Source organism: Rhizobacter sp. P2_H3 (assembly GCF_056403355.1).
On sequence record NZ_JBFUFQ010000041.1, the window covers coordinates 12,684 to 36,386 of the forward strand.

A 23,703-nucleotide genomic window follows, 5' to 3' on the forward strand; every position below is an offset into this window, starting at 1 on the left:
TCAGGCGCCCAGCCGGCTGAGCACCTCGTCGGCCAGCGCGAGGCTGGCGGTCAGGCCCGGCGATTCGATCCCGAACAGGTTCACGAGCCCCGGCACGCCGTGCTCGGCCGGCCCGTCGATGCGGAAATCCGCCGCCGGCTCGCCCGGCCCGGCGAGCTTGGGCCGCACGCCGCTGTAGGCCGGCTGCAGCGCGCCGTCGGGCAGCGCGGGCCAGTAGCGGCGCACCTCGGCGTAGAAGGCGTCGGCGCGCGCCGGGTCCACGGTGTAGTCGATCGGGTCTTGCGTGTCGTCAGCCAGCCATTGCACGTCGGGCCCGAAGCGGGCCTGACCGCCCAGGTCCAGCGTCAGGTGCACGCCCAGGCCGGCCCGGTTCGGCAGCGGGTAGATCAGCCGCGAGAACGGCGCGCGGCCGGCCAGCGAGAAGTAGTTGCCCTTGCAGAAGCGGGCCGCCGGCTGCGCCCCGGCTGGCAGGCCCGAGGTCGATTGCGCGAGCGCCGGCGACCACAGGCCCGTGGCGTTGACGACGATGCGGGCGGCCAGTTCCATCGGCTGCTCGCCGCCGACCTCGATGACGTGCTCGCCTGGCCCCGCCTGCAGCGCCCGCACCGGCGAGGCCAGCGCCACCATGCCACCGCGCCGCTCCAGCTCGCCCTGCAGCGCGAGCATCAGGCCGTGGCTGTCGATCAGGCCGGTCGACGGCGACCACAGCGCCGCCAGGCAGGTGAGCGCCGGCTCCATCGTGCGCGCCTGCGCTGCGTCGAGCGGCACCAGGTCGTCGACACCATTCGCCGCCGCCTGCACCTGCAAGGCTTGCAGCCCGGTCAGCTGCGACGGCTCGGTCGCCACCAGCAGCTTGCCGCAGCGGCGGTGCACCACGCCGTGCGACTCGCAGAACGCGTAGAGCAGGTGCTTGCCCTCGACGCACAGCCGCGCCTTCAGCGACCCGGGCGGGTAGTAGAGCCCGGCGTGGATGACCTCGCTGTTGCGCGAGCTGATGCCGGTGCCGATGGAGGGCTGCGACTCGATCACCAGCGTCTCCAGGCCGCGCAGCGCCAACGCACGCGCCACCGCCAGCCCGACGACGCCGGCTCCCACCACCACTGCTTCGACACGGTCCATGCGGCATTGTCGCGGGGCTTCGACAAGCTCAGCCCGACCCTTCGACAGGCTCAGGACGAGCGGTGTCGGGGGAGCTCAGACGTAGCGGTTCAGCAAATTCTCCATCGCCTCCTGCCGCCCGGACTTCGGCTGCACGTCGGCGTTGCGGTCCAGCACGCGCTGCGCCACGGCGTCCAGCGTCAGCTCGCCCTTCAGCACCTGCTGGCCGAACGCGCCGCGCCAGCCGGCGTAGCGCTGCTGCACCGCCGATTCGAGCCTGCCCTCCTGGATCATCCGCTCGGCCGCCAGCAGCGCGCGGGCGCACAGGTCCATCGCGCCGACGTGGCCGTGGAACAGGTCTTCCGCATCGATCGACTGGCGCCGCACCTTGGCGTCGAAGTTCAGCCCGCCGCTCGTGAAGCCGCCGGCGCGCTGGATGTGGAACATCGCCAGCGCCATCTCCGGCAGGTTGTTCGGGAACTGGTCGGTGTCCCAGCCGCACTGCATGTCGCCGCGATTCATGTCGACCGAACCGAAGATGCCGAGCGCCGCCGCGGTCGCGATCTCGTGCTCGAAGCTGTGGCCCGACAGCGTCGCGTGGTTGGCCTCGATGTTGACCTTCACGTCGTTCTCGAGGCCGTAGGTCTTCAGGAAACCGTAGACGGTGGCGACGTCGAAGTCGTACTGGTGCTTGGTCGGCTCGCGCGGCTTCGGCTCGATCAGGATCGGCCCCTTTAGTCCGATCTTGTGCTTGTGGTCCACCGCCATCGCGAGCAGCCGGCCCATCTGCTGCAGCTCCGATTTCAGGTCGGTGTTCAGCAGCGTCTCGTAGCCCTCGCGGCCACCCCACATCACGTAGTTGGCGCCGCCCAGCCGCACGGTGGCGTCCATCGCCTCCTTGACCTGCAGCGCCGCCATCGCGAACACCTCGGGGTCGGGGTTGGTCGCCGCGCCCGACATGAAGCGCCGGTGCGAGAACAGGTTGGCCGTGCCCCACAGCAGCTTCACGCCGGTGGCCTGCTGCTTCTCGCCGAGCAGGTCGACGGTGCGGCGCAGCCACTCGACGCTCTCGCGCGGCGTGCTGCCTTCGGCCACCACGTCGCGGTCATGGAAGCAGTAGTACGGGATGCCGAGCTTGCTGAAGAAGTCGAATGCGACATCGGCCTTCACGCGCGCCTGCTCCAGCGGATCGGCGATCTGGTGCCACGGGCGCTGGAAGCTGTCGCCGCCRAACGGATCGCGGCCGTCCCACACGAAGCTGTGCCAGTAGCAGGCGGCGAAGCGCAGCTGCTCTTCCATGCGCTTGCCGAGCACCACACGGTCCTTGTCGTACCAGTGGAAGGCGAGCGGGTTGTCGCTCTCGGGGCCTTCGTACTTGATCGGCGCGATGCCTTTGAAGAACTCTGTCATGGCAATGTCTCCTGGTGAAGGTCAGGCTGCGGCAAAGGCGGCACGCAGCGTCGGGTAAAGCGACTTGAATCGGTCGTGGCGGGCCAGCAGCGCATCGCGACGCGCGGCGGGCTCGGGCAGGTACTCGGTGTTCAGCGCGGGCGCGAGGCACACCTCGGCCTCGCTGCCGCCGGTGGCCAGCCACGCCAGGCGCGCGGCGCCGAGCGCCCCGCCGGCCTCGCCGCCATGCACGGTGCGCACCGGCACGCCGTACAGCGTGGCGAACAGCTGCGCCCACAGCGGGCTGCGCGAGCCGCCGCCGACGATCGTCAGCGGGCCCACCTCGGTGCCGGCGGCCTGCAAGGCATGCAGCCCGTCGAGCATGCCGAAGGCCACGCCTTCGAGCACCGACCAGCCGAGGTGCGCCGCCGTGGTGTCGTGCGACAGGCCGAAGAACACGCCGCGCGCCGTCRCATCGTTGTGAGGCGTGCGCTCGCCGCCAAGGTAGGGCAGGAAGAGCGGCGCGGCCGCCTGGCCGGCCGCATCGAGCGCGCCGACTTCATTCAGCAGCGCGCCCTCGCCGGCCGCGCCGACGAGTTTGGTGACCCAGCTCAGGCAGCTCGCGGCCGACAGCATCACGCTCATCTGGTGCCAGCGCCCGGGCACCGCATGGCAGAACGCGTGCACCGCCGAGGCCGGGTTCGCGCGGAAGCGGTCGGTCACGACGAACAGCACGCCGCTGGTGCCGAGCGAAATGAAGCCCTCGCCCGGCCGCACCGCACCGATGCCGACCGCGCTGGCCGCGTTGTCGCCACCGCCGCCGGCCACCGGGATGCCGCGCGGCAGGCCCCAGGCATCGGCCAGCGCGTCGCGCAGCTGCCCCGACACCGCGCTGCCTTCGACCAGCCGCGGCATGCGCTGCTCGCTCAGGTTGCTCACCGCCAGCAGCTCGCGCGACCAGCGGCGCTGCGCCACGTCGAGCCACAGCGTACCGGCCGCATCGGACATCTCGCTGACCTTCTCGCCGGTCAGCTGCAGGCGCAGCCAGTCCTTGGGCAGCAGCACGCAGCGCGTGCGCTCGAACAGCTTCGGCTCATGGCGCTGCACCCACAGCAGCTTGGGCGACGTGAAGCCCGGCATCGCGAGGTTGCCGGCGATCTCGGGCAGCGCCGGCAGGCGGCGCTGCAACTCCAGGCACTCGGCCGCGGAGCGCACGTCGTTCCACAGGATGGCGGGGCGCAGCACCGCGTCGTCGGCATCGAGCAGCGTCGCGCCGTGCATCTGGCCCGACAGCCCGATGCCGCGCACGCGCGCGAACTCGGCCGGCGCCTCGGCCCGCAGCGCGGCCACCGCCGCCTCGGTCGCCGCCCACCAGTCGGCCGGATCCTGCTCGGACCAGCCCGGATGCGGCCGCGACACCGTCAGCCGCGCACCGGCCGTGGCCACGATGCGGTGATCGTCCTGCAACAGCAGAACCTTGACTTCCGAGGTGCCGAGGTCGATTCCGAGGTACATGGTGGCGGTCAAAGAAGGCCCCGATGGGGCAACGCCCGCCACTTTAGTTCATCGAACAAACAAATGCACCCCGCGCTTTCCCGAAGGCGAATCCGGCCGGGTCGGTGGCGACAATGCCCGCATGACACTCACCGGCGACCAGCACCTTGTCAAACGCATCAACCGGATGGCGCTGGTGCGCCTGCTGCGCGAGGAGCCCGGGCTGTCGCGCGCCGACCTGTCCACGCACAGCGGGCTGACCAAGTCGACGATCAGCATCCTCGCGAAGGAGCTGATCGACGAGGGCTGGCTGCTCGAAGAGGAGGCGCAGCACACCGGCAGCCTCGGGCGGCGGCCGAAGCCGTTGCGGCTGAACAGCCAGCGGCTGGCGCTGATCGGTGCCGAGCTCGGCATCGACGCGATCCAGACCGCGGCGGTGACGATCAACGGTGAGGTCATCGAGTCGATGCGTACGCCGCTGCGCTCGCTGGAGCCGCAGCTGGCCTGCCACCAGCTGATCGAGCAGGTGCTGTCGCTCGCGGCGCAGGTGCAGGAGCGCAACTACCGGCTGATGGGGATCGGGGTCGGGCTGCCGGGCGCGGTCGACGAGCGGGCTGGCGTGCTGAAGTTCGCGCCGAACATCGGCTGGCGCGACGTGGAGCTGGGCAAGCGGTTGTCGGGCGAGGCGGCGGCCGCGGGCCTGGAAGGCGTGCCGATCTATTACCAGAACGAGGCCGACCTGGCGGCGATCGGCGAGTTCGAGTTCAGCGAGGGGCCAGCCGACGATCCGCTGATCTTCCTGAGCTGCGGCATCGGCGTCGGCGCGGGCATCGTGCTGAACGACCGGCTGTTCAGCGGCGCGAGCGGACTGGCCGGCGAGGTCGGGCACACGATCCTGCAGCTCGGCGGGCCGATGTGCTCATGCGGGCGGCGCGGCTGCGCCGAGGCGCTGATCGGCGCGCGGCACATCCGGTCGCCCGACGACGTGGCGCGCGCGGGCGCCTACCTCGGCGTGCTGATCCAGAACGTGTGGATGACCTTCAACCCGACGGTGATCGTGCTCGGCGGCGAGACGGTCGAGCGCGGTGACGAGTTCCTCGACCCGGCGCTGGCGGCGGTGCAGCAGTTCGCGACCGAGGCGGGCATTGCGCCGCCGCAGATCCGCATCGCGCGGTATGGGTCACTCGCAACGGCCGTGGGCGGCGCCGCCTATGTCTTGCATTGCATGCTCAGGCCGATCTACGGCTGAGCATCAGAGTCAGGCGTGCAGTTTGTCCCAGTAGGAGGCGGCCTTGCCGACCCAGCTGCAATAGTGCGGATCGTTCAGCGCATAGAACGGAATGCCGCGCGAGACGAACTTCTCGACTTCATTGCCGAGTGAGCGGTCCCCAGCCGGCAGCCGCTCGACCTCGACCTCCAGCGCGTGCAGTGCGATCGCGCGCTGCATCGGGTTCGGTGCCATCAGGTGGCGGCGCAGGGTCTGCGAGTCGACGACAGAGGTTTCCAGGTCCATTCAAGGCTCCAACAACATGTGGAAGTGGTCCATGCAAGTTCGGCCGTTTTGCAGCCGGCTTGAGGCCACCTCTCGGGCTCCCTTGTGCAGAAGTCTTCCATGGCGACCCGTTACGTGACCGTGTGCCGGGTAACAGCGTGTTGAAGCCTGATCAGGTGCGAAGCAGTTCACGCTTCGCGACGCCCACCCTGTCGGGTTCACGCACTGTCACGCGACCGATGTATCGTCGCGCCCTCGCAGTAACCAACGGCTTTTCCGAAGTGACCACCACACGCCTTCGCCATGCTGCCCTCGCCGGCCTCCTTTCCCTCCTTGCCACGAACGCCATCGCGCAGGTGCGCGGCATCGGGGCCTCGTTCCCGTCCAAGATCTACGAACGCTGGGCCAAGACCTACGAGCAGCAGAACGCCGGTGCCGCCGTCACCTACAAGGCGACCGGCTCGGGCGACGGCGTCAAGCAGATCAGCGCACGCGCGGTCGACTTCGGCGGCAGCGATTCGCCGCTGCCCGCCGACGAACTGACGAAGCGCAAGCTGGTGCAGGTGCCGATGCTGATCGGCGGCATCGTGCCGGTGGTCAAGCTGCCCGGCATCGGCGCGAACCGGCTGCAGCTGTCGGGCGAGGTGCTGGCCGACATCATGGCCGCGCGGATCGCGAAGTGGAACGATGCACGCATCGCGGCGCAGAACCCGGGCGTCGCGCTGCCTGCGCTGCGCATCCAGCGCATCGTGCGTGCCGACCGCTCCGGTACCACCGAGGGTTTCACGCGCTACCTGTCGGAGGTGTCGCCGGCCTTCAAGACCGAGATCGGTGCCGGCCAGGCGCCGAAGTGGCCGGGCGAGGTCGCGACGGCCGAGGGCAACGACGGCATGGTGAAGGCGCTCGACGGCACTGAGGGTGGCATCGCCTACGTCAGCTACGACCGCGTCGTGAAGGACGGGCTTGCGGCGGTGCGGCTGGTCAACGGTGCGGGCGTCGCGGTGGCGGCATCGGAGGCGGGCTTCCGCGCGGCGATCCTCGACAGCGATGTCTCGCGCGCCGGCAACGACCTCGCGTCGCTGATGAACCGCCCGGCCAGCGGCGCGTGGCCGATCACGCAGACGAGCTTCGTGCTGTTCGACGCCGAGCCGGCCGATGCCGAGCGCGCCGCGCAGGGCATGCGATTCCTGTACTGGTGCCTGATGCACGGCGACGACCTGACGCGCGGCACGGGGTTTGCGCCGCTGCCGGTGAATCTGCAGGCTCGGTTGACGGCGCGGTTCGCTGGTGTGCGTGCGAAGGATGGCAAGGCGCCTCAGTACATGAATTTCTAGTTTGCTTGGCGCGGGCGCGTCGCGCGGGGGGTGAGGGACTGGGCTGGGGGCTCATGCCGAGGCGGTCGACGCCCCTGGGGGGCGCCGACTCCACGAAGAAGCTCGGCTTCGGGGGTGCATCGCCAAACTCCCTCCGCTCACTGCGTTCGCTGTGGTCAAACAGTGGCGATGAGTATGTCTACGAAGCGCGCTGGCGCGCGCCACCCCCTAAACCAAGCTTCTTCGTCGCCTCAGAAATCGCCCCCAGCCCAKTCCCTCACCCCCCGCGCTCACCACCAGCCGCTCTTGTTGGGGGAAAAGATTGAAGTGACCGACAAGCATGCGAGCGCCGGCGCGCTCGTCGGTCACTTCAATCTTTTCCCCCAAACACAGACGGGCGGTGCCGCAAAGAGCTCAATACACCTCAGGCACGATCATCTCCCCCGGCACCGGCTGCCGGAAGTAGTCGTCGTGCCGCACCCGCTGCGGCAACTCGATCGGCGCATGCGCCACCTCCCCATACGGCAGCTGCCCCAGCAGGTGCGCGATGCAGTTCAGCCGCGCCTTCTTCTTGTCGACCGCCTGCACCACCCACCACGGCGCCTCGGGGATGTGCGTGCGCTCCAGCATGATCTCCTTCGCCTTGGTGTAGTCCTCCCAGCGGCGGCGCGACTCCAGGTCCATCGGGCTGAGCTTCCACTGCTTCAGCGGGTCATGGATGCGGCCGAGGAAGCGCAGGTGCTGCTCCTCGTCGGTGATCGAGAACCAGTACTTCAGCAGCACGATGCCGGAGCGCACCAGCATCTTCTCGAACTCGGGCACGGTGCGGAAGAACTCCTCGTATTCGTCGTCGGTGCAGAAACCCATCACCCGCTCGACACCGGCGCGGTTGTACCAGCTGCGGTCGAACAGCACGATCTCGCCGGCCGCCGGCAGGTGCGTCGCATAGCGCTGGAAGTACCACTGCGTGCGCTCGCGGTCGTTCGGCGCCGGCAAGGCCGCCACGCGGCACACCCGCGGGTTCAACCGCTGCGTGATGCGCTTGATGACGCCGCCCTTGCCGGCCGCATCGCGCCCCTCGAACAGGATCACCACCTTCTGCCGCGTGCCGACCACCCAGTCCTGCAGCTTCACCAGCTCGCCCTGCAGCCGGAACAGCTCGCGGAAATAGCTGCGGCGCTGCTCGCGGTCCGACGGCGTGCCATCCGGGTCGCGGTCCTCGATCTCCAGCTCGAGCTCCTCGTCGTAGCTGTCCATCAGGTCGCGGTGGATGCGCTGCATCCACTGGTCTTGTTCGGGGTTCACGCTCATGGTGGGTACGGCAGGTTGAAAGACACGGGTGCCTGACGGTGCATCAGCCGCATGACCGGGCCATGACAGCCCGCCGTCATGCCGTTGTCACATCGCCGTCCGACGATCCGGCTCCATGAACACCAGCACCACCACCGCCGGCAGGCTGCCCGTATCGTCACGCCCCTCGCTGGACCGCAAGCCCGGCCCGCTGACGGCGATCCTGTTCATCGGCCTGCTCGCCGCCGGCCTGCTGTTCACCGGCTACAGCCTGGTCGGCGACATCAGCGCCGCCGGCACCACGGTCACCACCTGGCTGCCCTTCCTGCTGCTCGGCGTGGCGCTGCTGATCGCGCTCGGCTTCGAGTTCGTCAACGGCTTCCACGACACCGCGAACGCGGTCGCGACCGTCATCTACACCCACTCGATGCCGCCGAACATCGCAGTGGTCTGGTCGGGCTTCTTCAACTTCCTCGGCGTGCTGGTGTCCAGCGGCGCGGTGGCCTTCGGCATCATCTCGCTGCTGCCGGTCGAGTTGATCCTGCAGGTCGGCTCGAGCGCCGGCTTCGCGATGGTGTTCGCGCTGCTGATCGCCGCGATCGTCTGGAACCTCGGCACCTGGTGGCTCGGGTTGCCGGCCTCGTCGTCGCACACGCTGATCGGCTCGATCATCGGCGTCGGCATCGCCAACGCGCTGATGCACGGCCGCGACGGCACCAGCGGCGTCGACTGGGCGCAGGCCACCAAGGTCGGCTACTCGCTGCTGCTGTCGCCGCTGGTGGGCTTCGGCTGCGCAGCACTGCTGCTGCTCGCGCTGCGCGCCTTCGTCAAGAACCGGGCGCTCTACGAAGAGCCGAAAGGCAACCAGCCGCCGCCGTGGTGGATCCGCAGCCTGCTGGTGCTGACCTGCACCGGCGTGTCGTTCGCGCACGGCTCGAACGACGGCCAGAAGGGCATGGGGCTGATCATGCTGATCCTGGTCGGCACGGTGCCGATGGCCTACGCGCTGAACCGCGCGATGCCGGTCGACCAGGTGACCCAGTTCGTCGCGATGGCTCAGGCCACGCAGGGCTCGCTGGTGCGCGGCAACGCTGCCGCAGCTCCAGCTGATCCGCGCAAGGTCCTGTCCGACTACGTGCGCACCAAGGCGCTGACCCCCGACGTGGTGCCGGCCCTCGCCGAGATGGCCGGCAGCATCGGCCGCCAGGTCAAGCAGCACGGCTCGCTGGCCCGCGTGCCGGCCGAGGCGGTCGCGAATGTGCGTAACGACATGTATCTCGCATCGGAGGCGATCCGCTTCCTCGACAAGGCCGAGGGCACCGGCTTCGACACCGATGCACGCGCCAACCTGAAGGCCTTCAAGAAGCAGATCGACGACGCGACGAAGTTCATCCCGCTGTGGGTGAAGGTGGCGGTCGCGATCGCGCTCGGCCTGGGCACGATGGTCGGCTGGAAGCGCATCGTGGTCACCGTCGGCGAGAAGATCGGCAAGACCCATCTCACCTATGCGCAAGGGGCGTCGGCCGAGCTGGTGGCGATGATGACGATCGGCGCGGCCGACATGTACGGCCTGCCGGTGTCGACCACGCACGTGCTGTCGTCGGGCGTGGCCGGCACGATGGCGGCCAACCGGTCGGGCCTGCAGATGTCGACCATCCGCAACCTGCTGATGGCCTGGGTGCTGACGCTGCCGGCCGCGATCCTGCTGTCGGGCTCGCTGTACTGGCTGTTCACGCACCTGTTCTGACGGCGGCGCAAACGGGGACACCCCCTTTCGGGTGAGCCAACGGCGATCCGACGAAGGGGATCCGCCCGAATGGGCGGTTTGCCTCGCGTGCGCTCAGCGCATACGATGCGCGCTTGCTTGAGCGTCGATGAGGCATCCCCTGCGATGAATTCCGTCCTGCACCCTGGCGCCGAATCCACCGGATCCACCGTGTCCCCTGTCCCCAAGATCCTGATCGTCGACGATCACGCGCTGCTGCGCGTGGGCATCGTCACCAGCCTGTCGGCCATCGAGGGCACGCCGCTCGAGCTGCTGGAGGCGAGCACGCTGCACGATGCGATCGAGGCCTACCGGGCCCACCCCGACACCACGCTGGTGCTGCTCGACCTGAACATGCCCGACTGCAAGGGGCTGCAAGGCCTGAAGCAGTTCCTCGAGGCCTTTCCGCAGGCACGCGTCGCGGTCATCAGCGGCACGCAGGATGAATTCGTGATCGGCCAAGTGCGTGCGCTCGGCGCGGTCGGCTATGTCACCAAGGGCCAGGCGCCCGGCTCGATGTGCGATATCGTGCTCTCGCTGCTGTCGGCCACGCCCGGCCCGGCCAATGGCCACGCCGCTCATCACGGCAGCAGCGCCCGCTTCCCGCGCTTTCCGAGTTCGTCCAGCTACGACCGCGTCGCCGAGCTCGGCCCGCGCCACCTCGAGATCCTCGAGCTGGTGCTGTCCGGCTGCTCCAACCAGGAGATCAGCACGGCCACCGGCCTGTCGCTGGGCACCATCAAGAACTACGTGTCGACGATCCTGCTCGCGCTCGACGTGAAGTCGCGCTCGCACCTGATCAGCCTGTTCCGTTGAGTGCGCCGTTGAGCGACCGGCCGCCCGTGGTGTTCCGCATCGCGCCCTCGGCAACGCCCGGCGCCCACGACGCGAGCCTCGACGAAGGCCAGGAACGCCGCCGCGAGCGCACCGGCGCATCGCAGGTGGAGCGCCTGTATCGCCATGCCTACCGGACGATCGCGGTGTCGTTCGCGCTCGCGCTGCTCGGCTGGGGCGTGTTCGCGCTGTTGACCGACGACGCCCGCGTGCTGTGGTGGTCGGCCGCGATGCACAGCGTGCAGGGGTTGCAGCTGCTGCTCGCGTGGCACTTCCGCCGCCAGGGCCGCGCGGCACTGGCCGAGCCGAAGCAATGGCTGCGCCGCTACCTGGTGGTGCTGGCGTTGTCGTCGCTGGTGTGGGGTGCGGCGGCGTGGTGGCTGCTGCCCAGCACCAACTGGACGGCCACCTCGTGGCTGATCGGCGTGCTGCTGCTGGTCGCGGCCGCGGGCGCGCACCTCTCGACGCCGTACCGCCCGGCCATCTTCTGGTGGCTGCTGCCGCTGCTCACGCCGTTGATCGTGGTGCTGCTGCGCGAGGGCCTGCCGCTGTCGCTGACGATCGGCTCGCTGGTGGCGGTGTCGGGCCTCGCGATCGGCGTGTTCGCGCTGTCGCGCCACCGGCTGCTGATGCGCGAGCTGCAGACCAAGCTCGACAACGATGCGCTGGTGCGCGCGCTGCGCCAGCAGGTGTTCCTGGTGGAGCGGGCGAACCGCGAGAAGAGCCGCTTCCTCGCATCGGCCAGCCACGACCTGCGCCAGCCGATGCATGCGCTGGGCCTGTTCGCCGCGACGCTGCAGAAGCAGCTCGGCAGCTCGCCGCTGCAGCCGATGGTGACGAACATGATCCGCTCGATCGACGCGCTGGAGCAGAGCTTCACGTCGATGCTCGACATCTCGAAGCTCGACGCCGGCGTGATCGAGCCGAACCTGCAGTCGTTCCCGATCCGCGACCTGTTCCGCGTGCTGCACATGCACTGCAGCGGGCAGGCCGAGGAGCTGGGGCTGTCGCTGCGCTTCAAGCCCGGCGGCAAGATCGTCACCAGCGACCCGCACCTGCTGGAGCGCGTGCTGAGCAACCTGATCCACAACGCGATCCGCTACACGAACGAGGGCGGCCTGGTGGTGGTGGCGCGCAACCGGCGGCACCATGTGAGCATCGAGGTGTGGGACACCGGCATCGGCATGGCCGAGGACGAGCTGCCGAAGGTCTTCGACGAGTTCTACCAGGTGGGCAACCCGGGGCGCGACCGCACGCGCGGGCTGGGCATGGGCCTGGCGATCGTCAAGCGGCTGGTGGTGCTGATGGGGCACAAGCTGGAGGTGGCCTCGACGCCGGGGCGCGGCACGGTGTTCCGCATCCTGATCAAGCAGACCGAGCTGGTCGAGATGGACAACATGGTGATCGCCGCCGACACGGTGCCGGCCGCGGTCGACGCGAACCGCACGGTGCTGCTGATCGACGACGAGGAGATCATCCGCGACGGCATGCGCGAGCTATTGCAGACCTGGGGCTACCACGTGCTGACGGCCGGCACGATCCTCGAGGCCTGCACCGAGGTGCGCCGCCACGCCGGCGTGATCGACGTGGTGGTGTCCGACCTGCGGCTCGCGAACGACGAGGACGGCATCCAGGCGATCGAGCGGGTGCGCGAGTTCTACGGCGCGCCGCTGCCGGCGTTGCTGATCACCGGCGACACCTCGCCGGAGCAGGTGAAGCGGGTGCACGACAGCGGGCACCAGGTGCTGTTCAAGCCGGTGCGCACGCGGGAGCTGTATGCGGTGCTGAGGGCGGTGCCGTAGCTCGCGGCTCCGCCCCCACCGCCGGGCTCAGATGTTCGATGGCTTCCATCACGGCTGGTCGATGTACGCCTCACCGCCGGGCCACTGCACTGCCATCGTTCCGGGCAAAGCCTTCAACTCGGACTCGGCAAACGTCATCGCACACTCCATCGCGCTCAAGGCGTCGGAACCATGGATGTCGATGGCGTTTGGCATCAACCCGCGAATCAGCACCGAGCACGCGGCCTCTTCACCGGATCCCGTCGGACGAGGAAAACCAATTTCGATGCGGATATCCTTTCGACGGGCCGCCGCCGCGGCGTCAACCAACCACAGGTCCCGTTTGATGATCGTCGCGAACGTCTTGTCGGCCACAGCCTGGATGCAGTCGACACAAACTGGTTTCCTCTGCGCTAGGTAGACGCACTCCGGCAAAAATTGTCGATCAAGCAACCGCTCGCAGAGCGCGCAATGACCTGCTCTTCCAGGAGACAGCTCTGATCCTGTCTTCGCACAACGGAAGGGAACGATGTCCCTTCGGCTTGCTTCCGGATTTCTCGCGTACAGCGGATTGAGGACATCCAGGACGAGCATTCCCATGACTCTGCCGATCACGCTCCTGTAGGCAGTGAATTCCGCCTCAGAGCATCGATCCATCACCAAGCGGACCGATTCGTCCAAACGACCGATGATGTCGTTCAACTCGTCGCTGAGTTGCTTCGCCACGGATGTCTCCATATGCATCGTCTCCACAGCTCTCACGGACAAGAGTGCTCCGCGCGAAGGACGCCGAGCAGAGCCTCTTTCGCTGCAACGATTTCTGCCTCTTTCCTGCAAACCAGATCCGCCTCCGACGCCGGAAAGACGCCCGTGTGAGCACGTGTCACCACGCTGTACTCTGCAATGCACTGCTCTCTGAGTTCGCTCGCTCCGGTCACGCCGACCCACTTCTTCAGCTTCGCCCCCTTGCGCAAGACACTGCACGAGTAGTCTTCAGCCAAGCTGCCATCCAGCTTGAATCGAGCAAGTTCCGCCAGCGCCTTGAGCGATGCGGGGCTGCTGCGCGCGGCAATCAGGGCCAGTCCGAGCTCAGCCTGAGAAACGCCCAGACAGGGGCTCACTGCACATCGTGTCCTTGTCTGCTCACTCGCCCCCATCGCGATGCCGGCTGCCATGGCAACGTTGGCCATCCGAAGGTCGCCCTCTTCCTGCCCCCGCGCCCGTTTCGACTGTTCAGCACGTAGCGCTCTCAAGCGCTCATCTCGGTCCTGGCGGAGTGTCGAGTCGAGTCCCCTGCGAATGGCGGGCCACCCAGACTCCATGGTGCGCAGCAGCACCTTTGCGTGTCCAGGAGAAAACGACCTCAGGCCTGAAGCAACAGCGTCCGGGTGCTTCGCAAACACCGAAGCCAATGCCTCGGGGACTGTTTCATCCGCGGAGTTCTGGCGCGAGACCGCGTACGCCATGAGCAGGCGAAGCAAAGCCTCATCGAGCTGCTGATCAAGGAGATCCACGGCCCGACGAACGCACGGCAAAGCAGCCTCTTCGCTGTACTGCTCGTTCTGTCTGCGCAGGGCCTTGTACGTCGCTTCATCGCCCGAAATGACCGAACGTTTGAATCGCTCGTTCAGGTCGATGCCCTGTCGGAGAACCTGAATGACCTGCGCCTGGTTCTTCGACTGGCAGCCAGCGTCCGCCAGCGTCGGACACAAAAGCAGGATCGCTGTGAGAACCAGCGGCCACCTCATTGGGGGTACCTCACGATGACAGGAATCCCCTCCCAGCCGCTTGAGCTGCCCCGCGGCATCGTAGGTGTAGCGCGTGACGCGCCCGGCCACGTCGCGCGTCAGCAGCCGCTGCCGCAGGTCGTAGGTCTGCCGCGTGACGACACCGTTCGGATCGATGCTCTCCAGCAACTTGCCCGACCGGTCGTAGCGCAGGTAGCGCGTGACGCGCCCATCGCTCGCCGTCTCGCTCTGCAGGTCGCCGACCATGTGGTCGGCGGTCCTGTCCTCGTAGTAGGTCCAGGCCGTCGTCGTGCCGTCCGGCGCCGTCTCGGTGAGCTTCTGCCCGCGTGCGTTGTAGGTCCAGCTCCAGACCTTGGCGCCCGGCGGGTAGCCCGCCATCGCATTCAGCGGCAAGGCGAGTGAAACGATGACGGCAAGCCTTCTGGTGATGTCCAGCATGAATCCCCCTGATCTCTGTTGCGCTTGACGCGTCGCAGTCTTCAGAGGGTGTTTGCAGAAAATATGGAGATCACCCTTTCGGCAGTGCGCCGGGCTGTGGCAGCGGATCCGATGGCGGCCCGATCCTCAGCAGCACGTCGACCACGTTCTCGACCAGTYCCGAAGACTGCTCCCAGACGCGGTCGAGCGCGAAATGAGCATCCAGCGCCGCGCTGACCAACCCCTTCATGGCCCGCGTCAATTCGTGCGGCACACGGCCCGCGCCGCACAGTGCGTCGATCATCTCCAAGGCATGGCGCCTGATGTCTTCCTCGGAGCCGGCATGCATGCTGACCCTCAGCAGGCCCTGCAGCACGGGGCCGAGTTCGGCACTGCGCCAGAACAGGTCCGGCGACGACGTGTCCATGGCTTCGCGCAGCGACCCCAGGCGATCTGCAAACGCGGCGGCGTTCCCCTTGCGGGCGAATTTCTCGAAGCTCGCGTGATCGTTCGCCAGCAGGATCACCGCCAGCGCGCGTCGACGATCCGTCTCGTCCGACGTGCCGGGGGCGAGCGCGGACAGCAGGCGCCGGCTCACACCACCCCACAGCGTGTCCAGTGCGGCCATGCGATCCCCCTGCACGGGCAACGCCTCGATCGTGCGGGCCTCCCTCATCAGATCGCCCAGCAGGTCCTTGAAATTCAACGGCGCCCGCAGCTGCGGCTCGTTGCAGATCCTGACCTTCTTCGGTTCGGGCGCTGTCCCCTCCTGTTCGACCGGCTTGCGCTTGGCCACACGCTTGACCACGCCCTCGACCTGCGTCCAGATCACCTGTGCGGCGCCCTTCCTGGCCTTCACCACCTTCTCCGCCTTCCCGGGCTCCTCAGGCTTCACGTTGCGACCGTCGTCGGTCGTGTCCTCGTTCAGCAACAGCGGCTTCTTCAGGCGCAACTCATCGATCTTCCTCTTCATGAACCCACTCCTCTCGTTGTGACAGCCCCCTCTGTAACAACAGTCCCGCGGAAAGTTCGCGCCGCCCCGTCCCCCTAGAACCACCAGCGACTCACCTTGGTCACTTTGTGGCGCCGGGCACGCCTCTTAGCATCGCCCCGCGATTGCTCCCCAACGCAGCCCGCGGCATGGCGGCTCGCTTGCATCGAAAGGCATCTGTTGTGTTGACCTCTCCCGTTCGTGCGGGCTGCGTGGCGTTGGCCTGCGCGCTGCTCCTGGCCACCGGTGCCCACGCCCAATCGGCCACCACTGCCGACGGCCTCGCGCCGGCCAACAACCAGGCCCGCGACGCCCTCGCCCGCCAGCGCGACGCCGAAAGCCTCTTTTCCGTCAGCGCCGAAGGCAAGGCGCTCTACGCGCGCGACGTCGTCAAGCTCGACGGCTACGGCTACTGCGGCCGCTCGATCGCGCTCGCCGAGCAGGGCGAGTTCCGCCAGAGCATCCGCGCCGCCAGCAAGGCCCTGCACCTCGGCCAGGCCGACGACAACGACGACCTCAAATCCCTCGCGCAGCGCGACCTCGCGATCGCCTACAGCTACGCCGGCCTGCTCGACGAGGCCGAGCGCTTCGCGAACGGCTCGCTCGCCCTGACGCCGAAGAACCCGCAGCAGGCCCACGCGCCGTCGTTGAAGGTGCTCGGCGACATCGCGGTGCGCCGCGCCCGCTACGGCGATGCCGCCGGCTACTACGCCCGCAGCATCGCGCTCGCGAGCGACCGCTTCCGCCCGCTGGTGCAGGTCTCGCTCGCCAACGCCTACACCGCCGCCGGCCGCGCGCCCGAGGCGCTGAAGCAGCTCGACCAGGTCCCCGTGCGCGAGACCGACAAGCTCGGCCCCTTCTACAAGCGCAGCCGCGCCAACGCCCTGCTCGGCAGCGCGCAGCCGAACGAGGCACTGGCTCTTTTCAGGCAGGTTCTCGCCGACCCCGGCGCCGGCGACACCGCCTACCACCGCCTGTGGGCCTCCGAAGGCATCGCGCGCGTCGAGGCCGCCCGCGGCGACAAGCCAGCCGCGCTGGCCGCCTACCTCGACACCGTGCAGCAGGCCGAGCGCCTGCGCAGCAAGTTCACCAGCGAGGAGTTCAAGACCGGCCTGTTCGGCGACATCCAGCAGGTGTTCAACGCCGCATTGGCGCTGAGCCTCGATGCGCGCAACTACGAGGCCGCGTGGACGCTCTCCGAGGCCTCGCGCTCGCGCCAGCTGCTCGATTCCATCCGCGACCGCGCGAGCGACACGCTGGCGCAGGAGCGCGTCTCGCTGCCCGAGCTGCAGCGCTCGCTCGGTGCCGGCGACGCGGTGCTGCAGTTCCACGTGCTCGACGACCGCAGCATCGTCTGGCTGATCACGCGCAGCGGGCTGTCGGCCGCGCTGATCCCGCAGGGCCAGGCCTCGCTCGCGAAGCAGGTCGAGGGCTTCCGCAGCAGCGTCATCGAACGCCGCCGCGACACCACCTCGCTCGCGCAGCAGCTCTTCAAGTCGCTGCTGTCCGGCATTGACCTGGGTGACGCTCGCCGCCTCTTCGTCGTGCCGCACGGCCCGCTGCACTACCTGCCGTTCCAGGCGCTGCACGACGGCCGCGGTTTCCTGGTCGAGCGCAGCGCGCTGGCGGTGTGGCCGTCGGCCGCCGTCGGCTCGAAGCTGCTTGCGCGCGGCAACGCGCAGGCCTCGTCGCTGCTCGGCTTCGGCAACCCGGCCACCGACCGCGACGTGCCGCCGCTGCCCGGCGCCGAGCGCGAGGTGCAGAAGGTGGCCCAGCAGTTCGGCCGCAGCGAGGTCTTCGTGCAGCAAGAGGCCACCAAGCAGCGCTTCAAGGAAGGCGCCGCCTCGGCGAGCGTGGTGCACATCGCCGCGCACGCCGAGCTCGACGAGGTCGATCCGCTGTTCTCACGCGTGCTGCTGGCCTCCACCCCCAGCGAGCCCGGGCTGCTGGAGGCACGCGACATCTACAACCTGAAGCTCGACGGCGTGCGCCTGATGACGCTGTCGGCCTGCGAGAGCGGGCTCGGCAAGGTGTCGCGCGGCGACGAGATCGTCGGCTTCACGCACTCGATCCTGTCGGCCGGCGCGAACAGCATCGTCGCGTCGCTGTGGCCGGTGGCCGATGAATCCACCGACCTGCTGATGACCCGGCTGTACCGCGAACTGGCCGGCGGCCGCGACCTGATGGGCGCGATGCAACAGGCCGAACTCGAGGTGCAGAAGAACCGCCGCTTCGCGCATCCGTTCTTCTGGGCCCCCTTCAACGTCGTCGGGAATGGACGCCTGCAGGTGTTCAACGCGGTGGCCGCACGATGAGAACGAGCATGACCCACCTTCCCTTGCGCACGCTGCCGATGGCCCTGGCCCTGGCATTCCCGTTGACGTCACATGGCCAGACCGAAGCCCCCGCGCTGCGCAACGCGCCGCAGGCCGCCGAAGCCGCCTCGGCGCCGCGCGCCACGGCCAGGCCGCTCGTCAAGTTCACGATCACCTCGGTGCGCTTCACGCCCACCAAGGCGGTGCCCGAAGCCGAGCTGCAGCAGGTCGTCAAGCCCTGGCTGAACCGCGAGATCGTCGCCACCGACCTCGCGGTGGTCGCGGTCGCGCTGCGCCGCTTCTACGAGGAGCGCGGCTACGGCCTGGTCGGCGTCGGCTTCCCGACGCAGGACCTGGCGCAGGGCGTGCTGCAGATCGCGATCGTCGAGCCGCGCATCGTCCGCGTGACGGTCGAGAGCCCCGACAAGCCGCCGATCTCGCCGCAGAAGATCACCGCGGTGCTGGAGCGCAACGGCATCGCGAAGGACGAGCCGCTCGACGTGCTGGCGCTCGATCGCGCGATGTACACGCTGAACGACTGGCCCGGCGTCGGCGCCAAGTCGACGCTGCTGCCCACCGGCGACGAAGGCCGCTACGCGATCGCGGTGCAGACCGAGGCGCGCCGCGGCTGGGACGCGAGCGTCGATGCCGACAACTACGGCTCCGAGACGACCGGCCGCTACCGCGCCGGTGCGCTGCTGCGCTGGAACAACCCGACCGGCTCGGGCGACAACCTCGACCTGCGGGCCTCCGTCTCCAGCGGCAAGGGCACGCTGGTCGGCCGGCTCGGCTACGAGATCCCGCTCGGCTCGACCGCGTGGCGGCTGGGCGCCGGCATCTCGCGCGTCGAGTACGAGCTGGGGCAGGATTTCGCCGGTGCCGGCGCGGTCGGCTCGGCCAACGTCGCCGATGTGTCGCTGTCGTACCCCTTCATCCGCACGCGCGACCGCAACCTGGTCGGCCGCGTCGCACTGACGAGCAAGAAGCTGGTCGACGAGTTCGGCGACACCACCGAGAAGAAGGTGCGCGGCGGCGAGTTCGGCCTGTCGTTCGAGAACCGCGACGCGTTCGCCGGTGGCGGCTTCACCGGCGGCAACGTCTCGTTGCAGTTCGGCAAGCTCGACATCGAGAGCGAGGTCTACCGCAACTACGACAGCGGCCTCGGCGACCGCGCAACGCAGGGCAGCTTCCGCAAGCTCGGCGTGCAGGTCAACCGGCTGCAGGCCGTGGTGCCGCGGGTGTCGCTGTTCGTCGGGCTGGTCGGCCAGTTCGCGAGCAAGAACCTCGACAACGCCGAGAAGATGACGCTCGGCGGCGCGCGCGGCGTGCGCGCCTACCCGTCGGCCGAAGGCTCGTCGGACGAAGCCGCGGTGCTGAACACCGAGCTGCGGCTGTGGATCGACCCGCAGTGGACCGGCTTCGTCTTCCACGACGCCGGCCACGGCAAGCGCTTCRAGCGCCCGGACGACGACGGCCGGCCGAACACGCTGAACCTGCACGGCTCCGGCCTGGGCGTGCAGTACACCAACCCCGAGCTCTTCACGCTGAAGGCCGCCGTCGCGCGGCGCGGCGACGAGCCCGTCACCTCCGAAGCCGACGACAAGCGCACCCGCTTCCTGGTCGAGCTGCAGCACGCATTCTGAGGATCCACACCATGGCAACCCGCTCCCTCTCGTTCCAACCCCGCTTCGAACCCCGTCTGCTGCCGGTCGCGCTGGCCGCTGCGCTTGCGCTCGGCGGGCCGGCTTTTGCTGCGCCGGCCGTCACGCAGCTGCCGGTCGTCAAGCCCGGTGGCGCGCAGATCAATGCCACCGTCGGCACATCGAGCGGCGGCACCAACCCGACGCTCGCCGTCACGCAGAACGCGAGCGCGACCAACCGCGCGCTGGTCGAGTGGGAGAGCTTCAGCGTCGGCAGCAGCGCCAAGGTCAACTTCACGCAGCCGAACGCGCAGAGCATCCTGATCAACCGCGTGACCGGCAATGCCAACGGCATCCCGGCCAGCGAGATCTACGGCGGCATCAGTGCCAACGGCCGGGTGYTCCTCGTCAACCCGACCGGCATCGTGTTCGGGCCGAGCGCGCAGGTGAACGTCGGCTCGCTGGTGGCGACCACGCTGGACCTGTCGGCCAGCATGTCGGACAACAACTACGCCGGCTTCATCAACGGCAGCGGCATCGACTTCGAGACCACCGTGGCACCGACCGGTGGCCGCAGCGTTCAGGTGATGGAAGCCGACAACCCGCTGGTGCCGCAGATCCAGGCGGGCGAAGGCGGCTCGATCCTGCTGATCGGGCGCGACGGCGTCGAGCATTTTGGCGTGATCAGTGCGCCGCGCGGCTCGATCACGCTGAGTTCCGCCGGGAGCGCGACGCTGGCGCCGGTCACCACCAGCGGCTACATCGAGGTGGCGCTCGACACGCCGGCCGTGCGCAGCGGCGGCGTGCTGATCGGCAGCGGCTCGCAGACGCTGGCAAGCGGCGGCGCGATCCGCATCGGTGCGGCGGCTGAAGAAAGCGGCACGCGCTCCGAGGTGATCACGATCGAGGGCACCGTCAGCACCGACAGCACGACCGGCGCCGGCGGCACCATCGACATCGATGCCGGCAGCGATGCCGCATCGCAGCTGGTGCTGAACGGCGCCACGCTGGGCGCCAGCAGCAGCGTCGGCCTGGGCGGGCGCATCACGCTCGGCGGGCGCGACATCTCGCTGAACTCGGCCGTCATCCCGGCGCTGGCGGGGCGCGCGGGTCGTCCCTCGGCCAGCGCGGCGGCACCCAACGGCGGCACCTCGATCGCCGCCGACGGCGCCACCGGTGGCGGCAGCGTGACGATCGGCGGCACCGACACCGGCTCGCTGCTCGTCGCGAGCGGCAGCACCGTCAGCGCCGACGCCACCGGCAGCGGCGACGGCGGCTCGATCGCGATGCAGGCGATGCTGAACCGCATGGTGTCGGCCTCGCCGACCGGCCTGCCGCGCACCGAGTTCGGCGTGCTGGAGATGTACGGCACGCTGCATGCGCGCGGCGGCGTGAACGGCGGCAACGGCGGCAGCATCGAGACCTCGGGCCTGGCGATGACGACCAGCCTGACCGACAGCACCGAAGGCTTCGTGATCGGCCAGGGCACGGTCGATGCACGCGCCCGTGCGGCGGGCGGCAAGGCCGGCACCTGGACGCTGGATCCGTTCGACGTGACGATCTCGACCACCGGGGCCACCACCACCGACGGCAGCTTCAACCCGACCGGCCCGGGCGCCAACATCCGCGCCGACGACATCTCCGCCGCGCTGGACGGCGGCACCAGCGTGACGATCTCGACCGGCACCGGCAACACCGGCTCGGCCACCGGCACCATCACGCTGGAAGGCGGCGCGGCGATCGTGCGCAGCGCCGGCACCGGGGCCACGAGCCTCACGCTGCAGGCGCACGACAGCATCGTGCTCGGCACCGGCAGCTCGATCACGGTGAAGGGCGCCGGCCCGCTCGACATCAACCTGCTGAGCGACCTGGACGGCACCGGCAGCGGCAACGTCAGCATCAACGGCGCGACGCTCGCCACCGCCGGCGGCAACCTGCTGATCAGCGGCGGCACGACGCCGGCCAGCGGCTTCGCGCGCGGCAACGGCCAGATCGCCGGTGTCGAGCTGAACGTCACCACCGTCGACACGCGCGGCACGACCGGTGCCGGCGACGTGACGATCCGCGGCGCAGGCGGCCCGGGCACCTTCGAATCCGGGGTCGTGATCTCCGGCACCGACATCAACGCGAACAACATCAGCGTGCTCGGACTCTCGGGGGCCGGTTCGGCCCTGCAGATCAGTGGCAGCTCGTTGACCACCGCAGCCGGCACGATCGACCTGCGCGGCGTCGCAACGCGCACCGCCGCCGCCGGCAACCAGGCCATCGGGCTGGACATCGGCACGCTGTCGATCTCGGCCGGCACCGGCTCGGTGCTGCTGGCGGGGCGCGCCGACGACGCCGGCGTCACGCTGGTCGAGACCAGCGCGGCAGTCGGCCTGCGCTACAGCACGCTGTCGATCGGCGGTGCCGAGAACTCGACCGGCACGATCACGCTGGCCGGGCAGGCTGCCAACGCGAGCGGCGGCATCGGCGTGCAGTACAACGCCGGCGAGAGCARCGGCCTGCACATCGACAGCGGCCCGACCGACGGCACGCCGGGCTCGACCGGCGCCAACGTCGTGATCGGCGGCGAGAGCGGCGGCGGCACCGCGCTCGACCTCGGCACCTCGTTCAACCCGTTCATCCGCACGACCGGGTATGTGAACTTCCGGCCGCTGGGCGTCGATGCGAACGGCGGGCTGACCGAGCAGACCGACATCGCGATCCGGATCGGCCTCGCCGACACCGGCGGTGGCGCGGGGGTGCGCACGCCGAACGGCCCGCGCGCGCAGGCGGCGGCGCAGCCGGGCGACGAGTTCTATGTCGACGCGAGCTGGCTGCAGCCGGCGAGCGACAACGTCGGCGGCGTGACGGCCGGCAAGGGCATCGTCGTCGGCTCGGCGGGGCACGTCGGCCAGATCACGCTCGATGGTGGCGCGCYGGCGAACCACGACGCGGTGTCGCTGACGCTGCAGAACCAGGGCAACGGCTCGGCCGGCATCGTGCTGGGCGGCCAGAACTCGGTCGGCACGCTCGGGCTGATGAGCAGCGGTGCGGTGACGCAGACCGGGCCGATCAGCGTGCAGACGCTGGTGATCCAGGGCAGCGGCGGAAACAGCGTGACGCTCACGAATGCGCAGAACCAGATCGGCACGCTGGCCTTCGATCCGCCGGGCTCGCTGTCGGTGGTGACGGGCGGCAACCTGGTGGTGGATGCGGCCTCGGCGGCATCGTTCGATGCGGCGGGCGCGGGGTTCTCGACGCTCGCGATCACCGACAGCCAGGGCGGCGCGAGTGCGCTGCTGCAGGCGGCCGGCAGCATCACGCTGAACCGTTCGATCTCGATGGACAACGAGGTCGGCCGGCTCGACATCGTGTCGCCGACGCAGGTGATCTTCGGCACCGGTGCGACGCTGTCGGCCGGCACGCGCTGGAGCGTGTGGGCACCGTCGGTGACCGGCCTGGCGGCCAACTCGGGCGCGATCCGCTATTACGGCTGCGCGTTCGGCGACACCGGGACCTGTTCGGTGTCGGGCATCGCGCTGCCGCAGACCGGGCAGCAGGTGCTGTTGCCGACGCAGCCGACGGTCACTGTCGCCGCGACGCCGGCGAACGGGCCGGCCGGCGCGATCCCGCCGCTGACGTACACGGTGACGGGCCTGCAGGACGGCGACACCGCCGCGACGGCGTTGACCGGCGCGCTCGCGACGACGGCGACGCCGACCAGCCCGGAGGGCAGCTATGCGATCACGCAGGGCACGCTGACCTCACCGACCGGCTACGTGATCACGTTCCAGGGCGCGAACCTGGTGCTGGGCGCGGCGCAGATCAGCAACCTCGACATCCTGGGCATCACGCGCGAGGCGCTGCAGTCGCGCTTCCAGTCGCAGTTCGAATCGGGCGTGTACGGGCGCAACCTGGCGCAGCCGTACATCTGCACGGCGGCCTCGCTGATCCGTGGGTTGTCGGCGGACGACAAGCAATCGGATCCGCTGGCGGCCGAGTGGGGGAAGGTGCGGAATCAGCCGCAGCTGTCGGGGTGCCTGGATGTGAGTGATGGAGGGTCTTGCTCGGCGTTCTGATGGTTGCTTCGCGGCGCGGGGGGTGAGGGAATGGGCTGGGGGCTCATGCCGAGGCGGTCGGCCCTGGCGGGC

The 23,703-nt window shown here is 69.2% G+C and carries 16 protein-coding genes; 8 read left to right on the forward strand and 8 right to left on the reverse strand.

The features are described 5' to 3' along the window. The 3 genes from AC1D1T_RS10850 to xylB form a co-directional block, all read right to left on the reverse strand. A complete protein-coding gene (locus tag AC1D1T_RS10850) occupies positions 1–1,119 on the reverse strand; it encodes an NAD(P)/FAD-dependent oxidoreductase (protein WP_477825125.1) in 1,119 nt (372 codons plus the stop codon). Positions 1,120–1,194: 75 nt separating this feature from the next. Then, entirely contained in the window at positions 1,195–2,508 is a 1,314-nt protein-coding gene (gene xylA, locus AC1D1T_RS10855; protein ID WP_047506051.1) for a xylose isomerase, read from the reverse strand. A 21-nt stretch (positions 2,509–2,529) separates the two neighbouring features. Next, positions 2,530–4,002 (reverse strand): xylulokinase, encoded by a 1,473-nt coding sequence (gene xylB, locus AC1D1T_RS10860; protein ID WP_477991871.1) that lies wholly within the window; start codon positions 4,000–4,002, stop codon positions 2,530–2,532. A gap of 121 nt (positions 4,003–4,123) precedes the next feature. Here xylB and AC1D1T_RS10865 point away from each other — a divergent pair, with 121 nt between their 5' ends. After that, the gene (locus AC1D1T_RS10865; protein ID WP_052211844.1) at positions 4,124–5,230 is read left to right on the forward strand and encodes an ROK family transcriptional regulator; all 1,107 of its coding nucleotides are present in this window, start codon (positions 4,124–4,126) and stop codon (positions 5,228–5,230) included. Positions 5,231–5,239: 9 nt separating this feature from the next. Here the strand turns inward: AC1D1T_RS10865 and AC1D1T_RS10870 are convergent, their stop codons facing one another. Beyond that, complete coding sequence (locus AC1D1T_RS10870; RefSeq protein WP_047506047.1) at positions 5,240–5,494, reverse strand: hypothetical protein; 255 nt, start codon at positions 5,492–5,494, stop codon at positions 5,240–5,242. A gap of 260 nt (positions 5,495–5,754) precedes the next feature. On the opposite strand from AC1D1T_RS10870, the gene pstS reads away from it, so the two are divergent. Then, the gene (gene pstS / locus AC1D1T_RS10875) at positions 5,755–6,807 is read left to right on the forward strand and encodes a phosphate ABC transporter substrate-binding protein PstS (RefSeq protein ID WP_477826390.1); all 1,053 of its coding nucleotides are present in this window, start codon (positions 5,755–5,757) and stop codon (positions 6,805–6,807) included. A gap of 393 nt (positions 6,808–7,200) precedes the next feature. On the opposite strand, the gene ppk2 is transcribed toward pstS, so the two are convergent. Continuing rightward, a complete protein-coding gene (ppk2, locus tag AC1D1T_RS10880; RefSeq protein WP_465113300.1) occupies positions 7,201–8,097 on the reverse strand; it encodes a polyphosphate kinase 2 in 897 nt (298 codons plus the stop codon). A gap of 115 nt (positions 8,098–8,212) precedes the next feature. Here ppk2 and AC1D1T_RS10885 point away from each other — a divergent pair, with 115 nt between their 5' ends. The 3 genes from AC1D1T_RS10885 to AC1D1T_RS10895 all read left to right on the forward strand — a co-directional run bounded on the left by AC1D1T_RS10885 (position 8,213) and on the right by AC1D1T_RS10895 (position 12,477). Next, positions 8,213–9,823: an inorganic phosphate transporter gene (locus AC1D1T_RS10885; RefSeq protein WP_477827001.1), complete on the forward strand. Its 1,611-nt coding sequence runs from the start codon at positions 8,213–8,215 to the stop codon at positions 9,821–9,823. A 189-nt stretch (positions 9,824–10,012) separates the two neighbouring features. Further along, the gene (locus tag AC1D1T_RS10890; RefSeq protein ID WP_197067008.1) at positions 10,013–10,657 is read left to right on the forward strand and encodes a response regulator; all 645 of its coding nucleotides are present in this window, start codon (positions 10,013–10,015) and stop codon (positions 10,655–10,657) included. Next, entirely contained in the window at positions 10,654–12,477 is a 1,824-nt protein-coding gene (locus AC1D1T_RS10895; RefSeq protein ID WP_477991872.1) for a hybrid sensor histidine kinase/response regulator, read from the forward strand. Before AC1D1T_RS10890 ends, AC1D1T_RS10895 begins: the two co-directional genes overlap by 4 nt. Positions 12,478–12,525: 48 nt before the next feature. Here the strand turns inward: AC1D1T_RS10895 and AC1D1T_RS10900 are convergent, their stop codons facing one another. The 3 genes from AC1D1T_RS10900 to AC1D1T_RS10910 form a co-directional block, all read right to left on the reverse strand. After that, entirely contained in the window at positions 12,526–13,182 is a 657-nt protein-coding gene (locus AC1D1T_RS10900) for a hypothetical protein (protein WP_477827353.1), read from the reverse strand. Between the two features lie 32 nt (positions 13,183–13,214). Next, entirely contained in the window at positions 13,215–14,642 is a 1,428-nt protein-coding gene (locus tag AC1D1T_RS10905; protein ID WP_477991873.1) for an Imm57 family immunity protein, read from the reverse strand. Positions 14,643–14,712: 70 nt separating this feature from the next. Further along, complete coding sequence (locus AC1D1T_RS10910; protein ID WP_477991874.1) at positions 14,713–15,594, reverse strand: hypothetical protein; 882 nt, start codon at positions 15,592–15,594, stop codon at positions 14,713–14,715. A gap of 203 nt (positions 15,595–15,797) precedes the next feature. On the opposite strand from AC1D1T_RS10910, the gene AC1D1T_RS10915 reads away from it, so the two are divergent. Genes AC1D1T_RS10915 through AC1D1T_RS10925 form a run of 3 tightly spaced genes read left to right on the forward strand, consistent with a single transcriptional unit; the run spans position 15,798 to position 23,631 of the window. Further along, positions 15,798–17,927, forward strand: a complete 2,130-nt coding sequence (locus AC1D1T_RS10915) for a CHAT domain-containing protein (RefSeq protein ID WP_465113292.1) — start codon at positions 15,798–15,800, stop codon at positions 17,925–17,927. A gap of 8 nt (positions 17,928–17,935) precedes the next feature. Beyond that, positions 17,936–19,570 (forward strand): ShlB/FhaC/HecB family hemolysin secretion/activation protein, encoded by a 1,635-nt coding sequence (locus AC1D1T_RS10920; protein ID WP_477991875.1) that lies wholly within the window; start codon positions 17,936–17,938, stop codon positions 19,568–19,570. Between the two features lie 11 nt (positions 19,571–19,581). After that, positions 19,582–23,631 (forward strand): beta strand repeat-containing protein, encoded by a 4,050-nt coding sequence (locus tag AC1D1T_RS10925; protein WP_477991876.1) that lies wholly within the window; start codon positions 19,582–19,584, stop codon positions 23,629–23,631. The last annotated feature ends 72 nt before the right edge of the window (positions 23,632–23,703 follow it).

Excerpts from the sequence above, each read along its gene's own strand:
- AC1D1T_RS10865 (WP_052211844.1), top strand. The coding sequence starts at position 4,124 with ATGACACTCACCGGCGACCAGCACCTTGTCAAACGCATCAACCGGATG.
- ppk2 (WP_465113300.1), bottom strand. The coding sequence starts at position 8,097 with ATGAGCGTGAACCCCGAACAAGACCAGTGGATGCAGCGCATCCACCGC.
- AC1D1T_RS10850 (WP_477825125.1), bottom strand. The coding sequence starts at position 1,119 with ATGGACCGTGTCGAAGCAGTGGTGGTGGGAGCCGGCGTCGTCGGGCTG.
- AC1D1T_RS10905 (WP_477991873.1), bottom strand. The coding sequence starts at position 14,642 with ATGCTGGACATCACCAGAAGGCTTGCCGTCATCGTTTCACTCGCCTTG.
- AC1D1T_RS10885 (WP_477827001.1), top strand. The coding sequence starts at position 8,213 with ATGAACACCAGCACCACCACCGCCGGCAGGCTGCCCGTATCGTCACGC.
- AC1D1T_RS10870 (WP_047506047.1), bottom strand. The coding sequence starts at position 5,494 with ATGGACCTGGAAACCTCTGTCGTCGACTCGCAGACCCTGCGCCGCCAC.